Genomic DNA, 14,197 nt, shown 5'->3' with positions numbered 1-14,197 from the left:
CACGACCAATCGTGTCGGTGAGAAGAGAGTGGAGCAGACGTGAGTTCAGAAGCACCTATCCGAGTCGGCGTACTGGGTGCCCGCGGCAAGGTGGGCCAGGCGATCTGCGCCGCTGTCGAGGCTGCGTCCGACCTCGAACTGGTCGCGACCGTCGACGCCGGTGACCCGCTCTCGCTGTTCGTCGACTCGGCCACCCAGGTGGTCGTCGACTTCACTCATCCCGACGTCGTCATGCCCAACCTGCAGTTCCTCGTGGAGAACGGAATCCACGCCGTCGTCGGAACCACCGGGTTCGACGAGGAACGGCTCGCGTCGGTGACGGAGTGGCTGGGGTCCTCGCCTCGGACCGGTGTGCTGATCGCCCCCAACTTCGCCATCGGAGCAGTCCTCACCATGCGCTTCGCGGAGCAGGCCGCACGCTTCTTCGACTCGGTCGAGGTCATCGAGCTGCACCACCCGAACAAGGCCGATGCGCCCTCGGGAACCGCCTATCGCACTGCGGAACTCATCGCGAAAGCACGCGCGAAGGCAGGGACCCCGAAGAGCCCCGATGCCACCACGGTGGAGTTCGACGGTGCCCGCGGCGCCGAGGTGGACGGAGTTCGCGTCCACTCGATCAGGCTCGCCGGTCTGGTCGCGCATCAGGAAGTTCTGCTCGGCACCCTCGGCGAGACACTGACGATCCGTCACGACTCGCTCGATCGCACGTCGTTCGCGCCGGGCGTCCTGCTGGGGGTCCGCGAGATCGCCGGACGGCCGGGGCTGACCGTCGGACTCGATTCCTTCCTCGATCTGTAAGACCATGAACAAAGCGACGAAAGTCCTGCTGACCATCGGCGTGATGGTGTTGATCCTCGGGTTCTACTTCTACCTTCTCGGAACCCGCGGAATCTCCCTCGTCCAGACGGGCGGACCGGTCAACATCGGGCTCGGCATCGGAGTGCTCCTCCTCCCGATCATCGGCGTCTGGATCGTCGGGGCAACCCTCAAAGCCGGATTCGACCATCAGCACCTGGCGCAACGCGTCGACGACGAGGGCCTCGAACTGGACGTGACGGACCTGCCGCGCATGCCCTCGGGCAGGATCTCCCGGGAGGCAGCGGACGAGCTGTTCCAGACGATCAAGGCCGAATGGGAAAAGGACCCGGACAACTGGCGTAACTCCTACCGACTGGCGAGGGCGTACGACTACGCGGGGGACCGAGGTCGGGCGCGCGAGACCATGAAGCGAGCTGTCGCGCTCGAGCGCCAGGAATCCTCGTCATGACGGCGACCCCGAACTGATGGCAACCCTCCTCGTCGTGCACCACACGCCGTCGCCGCCGACGCGGGAGCTGCTCGAGGCCGTCCTCGCCGGTGCAGCCGACCCCGCCATCGAGAATGTCACCACCCGGGTCGTGCCCGCGTTGGCAGCAACAGTGCCGGATGTTCTCGCAGCCGACGGATTCCTCTTCGGAACACCGGCGAATCTGGGATACATGTCGGGGGCGCTCAAACACTTCTTCGACACCACCTACTACCCGTGCCTGGACGCAGTTGCCGGTCGGCCCTACGGGCTGTGGGTCCACGGCAACAACGACACGGCCGGTGCCACTTCCGCTGTCGAGAAGATCGCGACCGGATGGAGTCTGGACAAGGTCGCCCAACCGCTCCGGATCACCTCGGTGGACAGAACTGCGCGGGAGAAGTGTTACGAACTCGGCGCAACCGTGGCCGCGACTCTGATGAACTGACTGGGTCTTTCGCCTAGTCTGGCACGCGTGACCGGTGACCGATATGCGAGGTTCCTGCCCGAGAAGTATCGGCCGAACGAACAGCCGGTCTCGACGAGATGGCAGTGGCGCGACTCCGACGTTCACATCGTCCGTGCCGGCGATGCGCACGCGCCGCTGAAGGTGCTCGCCGTCCACGGCGCGGGCGGACATTCCGGTGCGCTGTGGCCGTTCGCGGCGCTGGCAGCAACCCGGGGCGCGGAAGTGTTGTTTCCCGACATGCCGTTGTACGGCCGCACCGCAGTCCCGGATCCGGGAAGCGTCACGTACGAGGACTGGATCGACATGATGTGCGATCTCGTCCTGGCGGAACGACGACGAGATCCGAGGCCGCTGGTGCTGTTCGGCGCCAGCATGGGCGGTATGCTGGCCTACGAGGTCGCCGCGCGTACCGGCGAGGTCGCCGATGTCGTGGCGACGTGTCTGCTCGATCCGTCCGACCCACAGGCGCGTTCGGCGGCAGCGCGGTTCGGTTTCCTCGGCGGACCGTCACCGGCGCTGCTGAAGCTCGGCGCTCGGCTGTCCCGCCGTACGAGGCTACCGATCCGATGGTTGATCGACATCGACAACATGAGCGCCGATCCGGACTTGTCGGCGCTGTGCGCATCCGATCCGTTGGGCGGGGGAGTGTCGGTACCCCTCGGCTTTCTGAGCAGCTTCTTCTCGTTCGAGCACACGCCGCCGCAGACGTACCGCGGTCCCCGGGTGACACTGGTCCATCCCGCCGAGGATCGGTGGACTCCGCCGGAGATCAGTGTTCGATTCCTCGAGCGCATCGCCGCCGACACGACTCTGGTGTACCTCGACGGATGCGGGCACTTTCCGATCGAGGAACCAGGCCTGTCGCAGCTCGTGTCGACGATGGAGGACCTCGCCCGAACGCACGGCTGGCAGAGCTGACGGACTGTCGGACCTTCGTGGCAAGGTGGGGCCATGCGCGAGATGAGTGCCGCGATGGCGAAGCGTACGGCCCTGGCGGCCCAAGGTCTGGCGTCCCCTCATCGTGTGACGGAGCGGGGCGCGTCGTCGAGGGCAGTGCACACGGTCATCGAACGAAATCGGTTACTGCAGATCGATTCGGTGTCCGTGCTCGTCCGTGCCCACTACGCGCCACTGTTCAGTCGGGTCGGAAAGTACGACCGATCGGTGCTCGACGCCGCGGCGTGGACCGACACCGCGCGAAGGCCGCGCAGGCTCGTCGAGTACTGGGCGCACGAGGCCGCCCTGGTGCCGGTCGAGGACTGGCCACTGTTTCGCTGGCGCACCGAGCTGTACGCGCACGGGCGTTGGGGTGGCGCACACACCGTTCTGGAGCGTAATCCGTCTCTGTCGCAGGACATCCTGGATGTCTTGAGAGATGCGGGGCCGTCGAGCGCCGGGGACATCGAGCGAGTCCTCGACTCTCCGCGTCCCGGTCGAAAAGGCCCGTGGTGGGACCGCAGTGACGTGAAAGTGGTCGTCGAGCAACTGTTCGCTGCGGGTGTGGTGTCGGTCGCCACCCGCAGCGGATTCGTCCGGCGGTACGATCTGGTCGAGCGTGTCGTACCCGAACATGTTGCAGCGCAAGTGGTGTCGGAACCCGACGCCGTACGGCAGTTGGTCGCACAGTCGGCGTCGGCGCTCGGAATCGGAACGGAGCCCGATCTCCGTGACTACTATCGCTTGTCGCAGAAGCAGACGAAGGCCGCCATTGTCGATCTCGTCGAGGACGGCACACTGGAACCTGTCGCGGTCCGGGGCTGGGGAGCGGCGGCATACCTCCACGCCGGTGCCAGAACCCCCAGAGCGGCAACAGGATCCGCGCTTCTGTGCCCGTTCGACCCGATGATCTTCTGTCGTCCCCGCGTCGAGCGGATCTTCGATTTCCACTACCGCATCGAGATCTACACACCCCAGCACAAGCGAGTGCACGGGTATTACGTGTTCCCGTTCCTGATGGACGGGGACCTCGTGGCCAGGGTCGACCTGAAGGGCGACCGTGCGGCGTCGCAACTGCAGGTCCTCGGAGCGTTCGTCGAAGGGGCCCGCGATCCCGGACCCATCGCCGATCGCCTCGTTCCGCACTTGCGGGAGATGGCCGAATGGCTCGAACTCGAGTCGGTGGTGGTCGGTGAACGCGGGGACCTCGTGGGTGCACTCTCCCGCGCGCTCTGAGACGAGGGTCAGCGCTTCGGCCTGCGAGACGGGAGTATCGGTGCCACTATCTTCACTGTGACGACGTCGGCCACCGCGCCCAAGAGTGAACTCCCTCCGCAGGTCGTGGTGCTCTTCGGTGCCACCGGTGATCTGTCCAAACGCAAGTTGCTGTCCGGAATGATGCACCTGGCATTGTCCGATCTCGCCCCGCGCATCCGCGTCGTCGGGACCTCGCTGGAGGAGATGTCCAGCGACGAGTTCCGGCAGATGGCGCTCGAAGCGATCGACGAGTTCTCCAGCCGGAAAGTGTCGGACGAGCAGTGGCGGCAATTCGCCGGAAAACTCAGTTACGTATCCCAGAAGGCGGGACCGGCGGCGCTCGCCGAGGCCGTCGCCCGCGCCGAGATGGAACTCGGACCGGGGACTCGGAAGCTGCACTACCTGTCCGTGCCACCGAAGTCCGCGCTGGCCGTCGTCGAGATGCTCGGCGCGGCAGGATTGGTCAAGGGGTCTCGCATCATCATGGAGAAACCCTTCGGTACCGACCTGGCCAGTGCCATCGAATTGAACGCCACCGTGCACGAGACCTTCGACGAGGACCAGATCTTCCGGATCGATCACTTCCTGGGAAAGGAGCCGGCACAGAACATTCTGGCGTTCAGATTCGCGAACGGCTTGTTCGAACCTATCTGGAATCGCAATTTCATCGACCACATCCAGATCGACATCCCGGAGAAGCTGGCGCTCGACGGACGCGCGAACTTCTACGAGTCGACGGGCGCCTTCAAGGACATGGTGGTGACACACCTGTTCCAGGTCCTCGCGTTCATGGCGATGGAACCTCCGACGGCCCTCGAACCACGCGCGATCGGTGAAGAGAAGAACAAGGTGTTCCGGTCGATGAAGCTGCTCGATCCCCGCAAGGTGGTTCGCGGACAGTACGCGGGTTACCTGACCGAACCCGGAGTGTCGCCGGATTCCGACACCGACACCTTCGTCGCGCTGCAGTGCGAGATCGACAACTGGCGTTGGGCCGGAGTGCCGTTCTACCTACGGACGGGCAAACGCATGGCGGAAGGCCAGCGCATCATCTCGATCGCGTTCCGCGAGCCACCGAAAAGTATGTTCCCTGCCGGGTCCGGTGTCGGCGCCCACGGCCCCGACCACCTCATGTTCGACCTGGCCGACGCCTCGAAAGTGTCTTTGTCGTTCTACGGCAAACGCCCGGGCCCCGGCATGCGTCTGGACAAGCTGAGCATGCAGTTCGCGATCGGCGAGACCGAGCGCGTCGGCGACGTACTCGAAGCCTACGAGCGGCTGATACTCGACGCCATGCACGGCGATCACACGCTGTTCACCACGGCCGAAGGGATCGAACGACTGTGGGAGGTGTCCGCGCCGCTGCTCGCGGATCCGCCCCCGGTTCGTCAGTACACACCGGGATCGTGGGGGCCCAACGCAATCCACCAGCTGATCGCACCCAACGCCTGGCGGCTGCCCTTCGAACGGGCGTGGCGCGAACGACCGTGAATCAGAAGGGGCGGTCCTTGCGCATCTGATCACGCAGCGCTCCCTGAACTGCCTGCGAAAGCCACGAGTTGAGCGACACGCCGTTCATCGATGCGGCTTCCTCCGCGCGTTCCTTCACCTGCTCGACCACCCGCAGCGTCACCCGGCGCATCTCGCCGGTGACGTCGTCCATCGTCGGATAGTCCTCGGCGGCGGCGCGATCGTCCGGCGTGCCGGAGTCAGGTGCCACGGTGACATCGGCTACCGCCTGCGTACCGGCGATGCGCACATGCACCGTCGGGCCGTTCAGCTGTGCGGTGACCTCGTCGGCGAAGTCGGACAGTGCTTGCAGCAGCATGAGCCTGGCCGACGCCTGCGCCGCGGATCCGAGTGCCTCGGCGGTCTTCCTGGTGTGTTCGTCGCCGAGCGCTGCCGCGGCGAGTAGATCGGCTCGAAGGGGCGAGGTGTACGTGTCGAGTTCCATGACGCCATTGTGGCGTCAGAAATGGTGTCATGCAAGGCGTCAGTATGACGCATCGATAGTGTTCGGGTGTATCGGTGCAGCTCGAGCAAAGGAAAACCGACGTGTCGAAGACGGTGTCACTGAAGGTGCAGTTGGTCGCGAAGACCGATTTCGTGCCACCGGAGGACATTCCGTGGGAGACCGACGCCGACGGCGGCCAAGCACTTGCGGAGTTCGCGGGCCGGGCGTGCTATCAGAGCTGGTCCAAGCCCAATCCTCGGACCGCGACCAACGCGTCCTACCTCCGGCATCTGCTCGACGTCGGCCACCTCTCCGTTCTCGAGCACGCGTCGGTGAGCTTCTACATCACCGGGATCTCGCGCTCGTGTACCCACGAGCTGATCCGTCACAGGCACTTCTCCTACTCCCAGCTCTCGCAGAGATTCGTACCCGAGCGTGAGGCCAAGGTGATCGTGCCTCCGGCCATCGACGGTGATCCGGAGCTGGAAGCGCTTTTCCTGGAGGCGACGGAACAGAGCCGGGCAGCATACGTCGAGCTTCTCGGCGCACTCGAACAGAAGTTGGACGGCGTGACCGGCGCCGCTCTACGTGGCAAGCAGGCTCGGCAGGCCGCGCGTTCGGTACTTCCCAACGCCACCGAGACCAAGGTCGTCGTCACCGGTAACTACCGAGCCTGGCGTCACTTCGTGGCGATGCGCGCATCCGAGCACGCCGACGTCGAAATTCGCCGTGTCGCCGTGGAATGCCTGCGGCAACTGACCACCGTCGCACCCGACGTGTTCGGTGACTACGAGATCGCGACGCTGCCCGACGGCTCGGAAGTAGCGCACAGTCCGTTCGTCACCGAGGTGTGATGCCACGCCACGGAAGTGAACTCCCGTCCCACCGGCAGGTAGGGCTCCGCGTACCGGGTAGCCTTTCTGACCATGACATACGGTGATGCCGCTCCTCGAGGACTACCGGCGTTCGGCACGGTGCTCACCGCAATGGTGACGCCGTTCACGGCCGACGGAAAGCTCGATGTCGACGCCGGAGTCCGGTTGGCACACCACCTGGTGGAGCAAGGCCACGACGGCTTGGTTCTGGCCGGCACGACCGGAGAGTCGCCGACCACCACCGAGAACGAGAAGCTCGAACTGATGCGGGCCGTCATCGCCGCGGTGGGCCATCGTGCACGGATCATCGCCGGTGCCGGAAGCAACGACACGGCGCACAGCGTCCAACTGGCTCGCGACGCCGCGCGCGCAGGTGCGCACGGCCTGCTCGTCGTGACGCCGTACTACTCGCGCCCGCCTCAGGCCGGGCTGTACGCCCATTTCACCGCGGTCGCCGACGCGACCGACCTGCCCGTCATGCTGTACGACATTCCACCCCGGTCGGTCGTACCCATCGAGACGGACACGTTGCGTCGCCTGTCCGAGCACCCGAGAATCATCGCGGTGAAGGACGCCAAGGGCGACCTGAACGCGGGCGCGGAGCTCATCGCGACCACCGGCTTGCAGTTCTACTCGGGCGACGACCCGCTCAATCTGCCGTGGCTGTCCGTCGGTGCCACCGGATTCGTCAGCGTCATCGGACATCTCGTTCCCGCACGCCTGCGGGAACTGCACTCCGCGTTCATGGTCGGCGACGTCGCCCGCGCCCGCGCCATCAACGCAAGCCTCATCCCCGTCATTCGATCGGTAGCGCGCCTCGGTGGCGTCACCGCATCCAAGGCCGGGCTGCGCCTCATCGGACTCGACGTCGGTGATCCCAGACTTCCCCAGGTGCCACCGAGCATCGACCAAATCGAATTGCTCGCAGCAGATCTGCGGGCAGCAGGAGTCCTTGTATGAGTAGACCAGCACGTTCACGAGGCCGCGCAACCCGAAGCGCGGGCCCCCCTGCGGAACGGCCGGCGCAGCCTGCCAAATCCGCAGGAAAACCTGTGGTGCAGAATTCCGCGCGCACACAGCGCCCGGACACCCGCCGTGAGGTCGATCCGACCGACCGCCTCGGGACGCCGCCGAAGGCCCCGTTCAAGGGCCTCCGCATCGTCGCCCTCGGCGGAATCGGTGAGATCGGTCGCAACATGACCGTGTTCGAGCATCAGGGCAAACTCCTGATCATCGACTGCGGCGTCCTGTTCCCCGAGGACCAGCAGCCAGGCGTCGACCTGATCCTGCCCGACTTCCGGCACATCGAGAACCGAATGGCCGACGTCGAAGCCGTCGTCCTCACCCACGGCCACGAAGACCACATCGGCGCGGTCCCGTTCCTGCTCCGGTTGCGGCCCGACCTGCCCGTCATCGGCTCCAAGTTCACGTTGGCCCTGGTCGCAGCCAAATGTCGCGAGCACCGCCTGCGCCCGAACCTCGTCGAGGTCATCGAAGGCCAGAAGACCAAGCACGGGCCCTTCGAATGCGAGTACTTCGCCGTCAACCACTCGATTCCCGACGCGCTCGCCATCGCGATCCGCACCGACGCCGGTCTCGCGCTGCACACCGGCGACATCAAGCTCGACCAGCTGCCGCTCGACGGCCGACTCACCGACCTCGCAGGTTTCTCCAGGCTGGGCGACGAGGGCGTCGATCTGTTCCTCGTGGACTCCACGAACGCCGAGGTGCCTGGATTCGTCACGCCCGAGCGTGAGATCGGTGGCGTACTCGACACCGTCATCGGCAAGGCCAAGCAGCGAGTCATCGTCGCGTCGTTCGCGAGCCACGTGCACCGCATCCAGCAGGTCATCGACGTCGCCGAGCGATACAACCGTCGCGTCGCATTCGTCGGTCGGTCGATGGTGCGGAACATGCAGATCGCCCAGGATCTCGGCTACCTGCGGGTGCCCGACGGCCTGGAGGTGAACATCGACACCGCAGCGACGCTCCCCGACGATCGCCTGGTGCTGATCTCCACCGGTTCACAGGGCGAGCCACTGTCGGCATTGTCGCGCATGGCCCGTGGTGAGCACCGTCAGATCAACGTCAAGGCCAATGATCTGGTGGTTCTCGCGTCGTCGCTGATTCCCGGCAACGAAAACTCCGTCTTCGCGGTCGTCAACGGCCTCGCCAAGCGCGGCGCGACCGTCGTGACCCAGCAGAACGCCAAGGTCCACGTTTCGGGCCACGCATCCGCGGGTGAGCTGCTCTACCTCTACAACGCGGTGCGCCCCACCAACGCGATGCCCGTGCACGGCGAATGGCGACACCTGCGCGCCAACGCTGCACTCGCCAAAGCCACCGGTGTCGCCGAGGACCGTGTCGTTCTGGCCGAGGACGGCGTCGTCGTCGACATGGTCGACGGACTGGCCCGCATCGTCGGTCAGGTGCCCGTCGGTCACGTTTACGTCGACGGCCTGTCCGTCGGAGACGTCGGCGATTCGACCCTGTCCGACCGCCTCGTGCTCGGTGAGGGTGGATTCATCGCCATCACCGTGGCCGTCGATTCGACGACCGGCCGTGCCATCACGACTCCCGAGGTGTCCGGTCGCGGCTTCTCCGACGATCCGGCTGCGCTCAAGGAAGCGGCTCAGCTCGTCGAAGCGGAACTGCAGAGACTGGCGTCCGACGGGGTCACCGACACCCACCGCATCGCGCAGGCAGTTCGCCGCGTGGTCGGTCGGTGGGTTGCCGACAAGTACCGTCGCAAGCCGATGATCGTCCCGACCGTCATGGCGGTCGGCCAGAAGTAGCGTCGTACGACACTTCGTACGATCTGCACCGGCGCTTGCTGGTCTGACGCGTGGACGCGTCAGGCCAGCAACCGCCACAGGCCGATGAGGCCGATCACGACGATGGTGATCCGCAGCGCCCACGGGGACAACTTCCGGCCGTAGCGTGCGCCGACGGATCCGCCCACGAGAGATCCAGCTGCAATCAATCCTGCCGCGGCCCAACTGATGTCGTCGAACGCCACGATGGTGTAGGTGACCGCGGCGACGACGTTCACGATGAGCGACAGCAAGTTCTTGGCGGCATTCATGCGCTGCATCGAGTCCGGTAGAAGGACTCCCATGACGCCGATCAGGAGGATGCCCTGCGCTGCGGTGAAGTAGCCGCCGTAGATTCCCACCACGAACGTCCCGATGGTGAGCAGGGTCAGCTTCGTTCGGCTGACGTGGTCCACCGCGACTCCCGCCGCCTCGGAACGCCGTCTGGCCCACCCCTGGATGCTCGGCTGCGCCACCACCAGGACGAGTGCGCCGATCAGCAGAACCGGAACGACAGCGCTGAACACCGACGGGGGCAGGTGAAGCAGCAGCCACGCGCCACCGAGCGCACCGAAGAACGACGCAGGCATCTGCCATCGCAGCCGCGACCACTGACCCGCGAGCTCCCGTCGATAGCCCCAGGTACCCGATACGCTCCCTGCGACCAGCCCTATTGCGTTCGACATCGTGGCCACGACGGGCGGGTAACCGAAAGCGACCAGAGTCGGAAACGTGATCAGCGTCCCCGATCCCACCACGGCGTTGATGGCACCTGCGCCGAAGCCGGCAACGAGAATGACGAGAATTTCGGAGATCGGCACCGATCCGAGATTACGGTCCGTGACGGCCGCGCAGGGCAGCGGGCACGTACGGTGGATCGATGTGACCCTTGCACAGCACGAACGCGCAGAACTGGTACTGAGTTTGACGGCAGCGGGTGAGTCCGCGCCGACGCTGTGCGGCGACTGGACGACGCGGGATCTCGCGGCCCATCTCGTCGTCCGCGAGCGGAGGTTGGATGCGGCGCCCGGGATACTCCTGCCGCTGTTCGACTCCTACACGCAGAAGGTTCAGAACGAGGTGGCACGCCGGCCGTTCTCCGAACTCGTGGCGGAGATCGCGGCCGGGCCACCGGTGTGGTCGCCGTTCAAGATCCTGGACCCCCTGGTCAACGTCGGTGAGATGTTCGTTCACCACGAGGATGTCCGGCGCGCCCAGTCCGGATGGTCGCCCAGGTTGCTGTCCGCCGATCTCCAGAATCGTCTGTGGAGGCTCGCGACGGTCGTGGGACGCCTCGCGTATCGGCGGTCGCCGGTAGGCGTGGTGCTCGAGACCCTCGACGGACGCTCGGTCACGGTGAAACGAGGCGGGGGAGAACAGGTCGTGCTGGTGGGTCGGCCGTCGGAGCTGCTGCTTCACGCGTTCGGGCGAAGCGAGGTTCACCTCGACAGGACCGGAAACGCGTCGTCCGTCGAGGCCGTCGAAGGCTTGGATCGAAGTTTCTGACGGGCTGTTACTCGTGTTGCGGATGGTTTCGAAGGGGCCCTTGCGACTAACCTAGGGGCCATGGCAGGAAAGACCAGCACACGGAGTTCGAACGCCGGCAGCGCCGGAGGTTCGTCGACATCGCGTGCTTCGGGGGGATCACGCAAGCCGTCCGGAGGGCGAACCGCACGCACGGTGACCACGCCGAAAAAGCCGACAGCGCCCCGCAAGGCGGCGCCGAGAAACGCAGCGCCACGGAATGCGCCGCCGCGCGGATCGGGATCGAGGCGGCCGCCCAAGAAGAAGTCGGCTGGAGTGATGTCCGCCGTCGGGCGCGGTATGTCGTCCGGGTGGTCGATGGCTGCCCGGGGGGTAGGGGCCACCACCCGTACGGTCAGCAAGGCCAAGGACATCGAGCACGGTCATCGCCGTGACGGACTTGCTCTCGGCTTGATCGCCGTCAGCGTCGTCGTTGCCGCGGCAGTCTGGTTCTCGGCCGGCGGCCCGGTAGGCGAGTGGATCGAGATAGCTGTCCGAGCGATCGTCGGTGACGCCGGATACATCGTGCCGGTTCTCGGTGTCGGCGTGGCCGTACTGCTCATGCGGACCGAACCGAATCCGGACATCCGTCCGCGACTGGTCCTGGGCTCGATCCTGCTGGTTCTCCCGATCCTCGGTCTCTGGCACATGGCGGCGGGGTCGCCGACGGACGCCGAGGGTCGCGCGTCGGGGGCAGGATTCGTCGGGTACGTCGCAGGTGGACCGATCGCCGACGGTCTGACCGTGTGGCTGGCCGTGCCATTGCTGCTGTTGGCCGGTCTGTTCGGCGTGCTGCTTCTGACCGGGACAACCGTGCGGGACGTTCCGGATCGCCTCCGGTCGCTGTTCGGGACCGACAGCCGCGGTGACGAGTACGGCGACTACGACCCAGCCGACTACGGTTCGGAGTTCGGCGACAACGACTACGGCGACGGTCGATACGGGGACTACGACGCGGCGGCCTTCGACGCCGACGGCTACCCCGTGGACAACGCTGCCGGGCATCTCGGTGGAGACCCCTACGGCAACTACCCGACCGAGGAGTACATCCCGGTCAAGAAATCCCGCGCCCGCAAGCCCGCCGCAGAGCAACTGCCGACCGAGGTGATCGAACCGGTCGCGTCGGAACCCGAACTTCCGCTCGAGCCACCGACGGCGCCACCGCGGCCCCGGCCCAAGCCCGTCGTCAAGGCGGCCGAGCCGAAGCCCGCCGCGGACGAGGACAAGATCGTCGTCGACCGCGTCGTCGACGGTGATTACACGCTGCCGTCGCTGTCACTGCTGATCGACGGCGATCCGCCGAAGACCCGCAGTCAAGCGAACGACGCGATGATCGAGGCCATCTCCGAGGTCCTCGAACAGTTCAAGATCGACGCAGCCGTCACCGGATTCACTCGCGGTCCGACGGTGACGCGCTACGAAGTCGAGCTGGGACCGGGCGTCAAGGTCGAGAAGATCACGGCCCTTCACCGCAACATCGCGTACGCAGTCGCGACGGACAACGTCCGACTGCTCGCCCCGATCCCCGGCAAGTCCGCCGTCGGTATCGAGGTGCCCAACTCCGACCGCGAGATGGTGCGACTCGCCGACGTGCTCACCGCTCCGTCGACCCGCAAGGACCACCATCCTCTGGTGATCGGCCTCGGCAAGGACATCGAAGGCGATTTCGTCAGCGCGAACCTGGCGAAGATGCCGCACCTGTTGGTCGCGGGTTCGACGGGTTCCGGTAAGTCGAGCTTCGTGAACTCGATGCTCGTGTCGTTGCTGGCGCGAGCCACGCCCGACGAGGTTCGGATGATTCTGATCGACCCGAAGATGGTCGAGTTGACGCCGTACGAGGGCATTCCGCACCTCATCACCCCGATCATCACGCAACCCAAGAAGGCCGCGGCAGCCTTGGCGTGGTTGGTCGAGGAAATGGAACAGCGCTACCAGGACATGCAGGTCAACAAGGTGCGCCACGTCGACGACTTCAACAAGAAGGTGCGTTCGGGCGAGATCACCGCACCGCTGGGAAGCGAGCGGGTGTACCGCCCGTACCCGTACATCCTCGCGATCGTCGACGAACTGGCCGACCTGATGATGACGGCGCCCCGCGATGTGGAGGACGCGATCGTCCGCATCACCCAGAAGGCGCGTGCTGCCGGCATCCACCTGGTGCTGGCCACGCAGAGGCCGTCGGTGGACGTCGTGACGGGTCTGATCAAGACCAACGTGCCGTCACGTCTGGCGTTCGCGACGTCGTCGTTGACCGACTCGCGGGTCATCCTCGATCAGGCGGGTGCGGAAAAGCTCATCGGCATGGGCGACGCGTTGTTCCTGCCCATGGGTGCCGGCAAGCCGACCCGTCTGCAGGGAGCGTTCATCACCGACGAGGAGATCTCGGCCGTCGTCGACTTCGCCAAGAACCAGGCGGAGCCGGAGTACAACGAGACGGTCACCGCGGCCAAGGCGTCGGACAAGAAGGACGTCGACCCGGATATCGGCGACGATCTCGACGTGTTGCTGCAGGCAGTCGAGCTGGTGGTCACCAGCCAGTTCGGGTCGACATCGATGCTGCAGCGCAAGCTCCGCGTCGGATTCGCCAAAGCGGGACGGTTGATGGACCTCATGGAGAATCGTGGCGTCGTCGGGCCGAGCGAAGGCTCCAAGGCCCGCGAGGTGTTGATCAAGCCCGACGAGCTCGACGGCTTGCTGTGGTCGATCAGGGGCGGCGACCCGGACGACGCACCGGCAGAGGACTGACGGCGCGTCACCGGGTGCCGAGCACGCGGAGCGTGCGGGTCCTGACGCAGTGTCAGGACAGGGCGCCCATGACCGGCTTCCACTCGACGATCGTGGACGTCTCCACGAGGTTCTCCACGGCGAACGGATCCTGCTCGAACAGCGTGGCCACCGACGCGGTGTCGGTTCCCTCCACGATGATGAGCGCGCCGCTACCGTCGACGTACGGACCGGACGACACCAGCACGTTCTGCTCGAGCAGATCGGCGAGCCACGCACGATGCGTCGCGCGGTGGGTGTCGCGGCCGTCGGTGGTGCTGGGCGAATAGGTGTAGTGGACGGCGAACAGTGCCATGTGAG

The 14,197-nt window shown here is 65.8% G+C and carries 14 protein-coding genes; 11 read left to right on the top strand and 3 right to left on the bottom strand.

The window, feature by feature from the left end; translation table 11 throughout:
* Positions 1-39: 39 nt before the first annotated feature.
* Genes dapB through zwf form a run of 6 tightly spaced genes read left to right on the top strand, consistent with a single transcriptional unit; the run spans position 40 to position 5,438 of the window.
* A complete protein-coding gene (dapB, locus tag BH95_RS06445; RefSeq protein WP_208601144.1) occupies positions 40-798 on the top strand; it encodes a 4-hydroxy-tetrahydrodipicolinate reductase in 759 nt (252 codons plus the stop codon).
* A 4-nt stretch (positions 799-802) separates the two neighbouring features.
* Positions 803-1,267, top strand: coding sequence for a hypothetical protein (locus BH95_RS06440; protein ID WP_020110224.1), 465 nt, complete (start codon positions 803-805; stop codon positions 1,265-1,267).
* Positions 1,268-1,283: 16 nt separating this feature from the next.
* Positions 1,284-1,733 (top strand): flavodoxin family protein, encoded by a 450-nt coding sequence (locus BH95_RS06435; protein ID WP_033189625.1) that lies wholly within the window; start codon positions 1,284-1,286, stop codon positions 1,731-1,733.
* 27 nt (positions 1,734-1,760) lie between these two features.
* Positions 1,761-2,672, top strand: a complete 912-nt coding sequence (locus BH95_RS06430; protein ID WP_037181414.1) for an alpha/beta hydrolase — start codon at positions 1,761-1,763, stop codon at positions 2,670-2,672.
* 33 nt (positions 2,673-2,705) lie between these two features.
* Positions 2,706-3,926: a winged helix-turn-helix domain-containing protein gene (locus BH95_RS06425; RefSeq protein ID WP_037181413.1), complete on the top strand. Its 1,221-nt coding sequence runs from the start codon at positions 2,706-2,708 to the stop codon at positions 3,924-3,926.
* Between the two features lie 57 nt (positions 3,927-3,983).
* Complete coding sequence (zwf, locus tag BH95_RS06420) at positions 3,984-5,438, top strand: glucose-6-phosphate dehydrogenase (RefSeq protein WP_037181412.1); 1,455 nt, start codon at positions 3,984-3,986, stop codon at positions 5,436-5,438.
* Between the two features lies 1 nt (position 5,439).
* Here zwf and BH95_RS06415 read toward each other — a convergent pair whose 3' ends face one another.
* On the bottom strand, positions 5,440-5,901 hold the full coding sequence (locus BH95_RS06415) for a toxin-antitoxin system HicB family antitoxin (protein WP_037181411.1): 462 nt from the start codon (positions 5,899-5,901) through the stop codon (positions 5,440-5,442).
* A gap of 101 nt (positions 5,902-6,002) precedes the next feature.
* On the opposite strand from BH95_RS06415, the gene thyX reads away from it, so the two are divergent.
* The 3 genes from thyX (at position 6,003) to BH95_RS06400 (ending at position 9,571) form a co-directional block, all read left to right on the top strand.
* Positions 6,003-6,755, top strand: coding sequence for an FAD-dependent thymidylate synthase (thyX, locus tag BH95_RS06410; protein WP_026347615.1), 753 nt, complete (start codon positions 6,003-6,005; stop codon positions 6,753-6,755).
* Between the two features lie 72 nt (positions 6,756-6,827).
* Positions 6,828-7,736 carry a 4-hydroxy-tetrahydrodipicolinate synthase gene (gene dapA, locus BH95_RS06405; RefSeq protein WP_019664129.1) on the top strand — a complete coding sequence of 303 codons (909 nt, stop codon included), beginning with the start codon at positions 6,828-6,830 and terminating at the stop codon, positions 7,734-7,736.
* Positions 7,733-9,571: a ribonuclease J gene (locus tag BH95_RS06400; RefSeq protein ID WP_026347614.1), complete on the top strand. Its 1,839-nt coding sequence runs from the start codon at positions 7,733-7,735 to the stop codon at positions 9,569-9,571. Before dapA ends, BH95_RS06400 begins: the two co-directional genes overlap by 4 nt.
* A 59-nt stretch (positions 9,572-9,630) precedes the next feature.
* Here the strand turns inward: BH95_RS06400 and BH95_RS06395 are convergent, their stop codons facing one another.
* Positions 9,631-10,410: a sulfite exporter TauE/SafE family protein gene (locus BH95_RS06395; protein ID WP_019664127.1), complete on the bottom strand. Its 780-nt coding sequence runs from the start codon at positions 10,408-10,410 to the stop codon at positions 9,631-9,633.
* A 61-nt stretch (positions 10,411-10,471) separates the two neighbouring features.
* Here BH95_RS06395 and BH95_RS06390 point away from each other — a divergent pair, with 61 nt between their 5' ends.
* The gene (locus tag BH95_RS06390) at positions 10,472-11,095 is read left to right on the top strand and encodes a TIGR03085 family metal-binding protein (RefSeq protein WP_026347613.1); all 624 of its coding nucleotides are present in this window, start codon (positions 10,472-10,474) and stop codon (positions 11,093-11,095) included.
* Positions 11,096-11,155: 60 nt separating this feature from the next.
* The gene (locus BH95_RS06385; protein WP_208601143.1) at positions 11,156-13,858 is read left to right on the top strand and encodes an FtsK/SpoIIIE family DNA translocase; all 2,703 of its coding nucleotides are present in this window, start codon (positions 11,156-11,158) and stop codon (positions 13,856-13,858) included.
* Between the two features lie 52 nt (positions 13,859-13,910).
* Here BH95_RS06385 and BH95_RS06380 read toward each other — a convergent pair whose 3' ends face one another.
* On the bottom strand, positions 13,911-14,192 hold the full coding sequence (locus tag BH95_RS06380) for a YciI family protein (RefSeq protein ID WP_019664124.1): 282 nt from the start codon (positions 14,190-14,192) through the stop codon (positions 13,911-13,913).
* Between the last annotated feature and the right edge of the window lie 5 nt (positions 14,193-14,197).

Source organism: Rhodococcoides fascians A44A, assembly GCF_000760735.1.
GTDB classification, from domain to species: domain Bacteria; phylum Actinomycetota; class Actinomycetes; order Mycobacteriales; family Mycobacteriaceae; genus Rhodococcoides; species Rhodococcoides fascians_E.
Note: the sequence above shows the minus strand (reverse complement) of the source record. Positions and strands in the feature narration are given on the sequence as shown.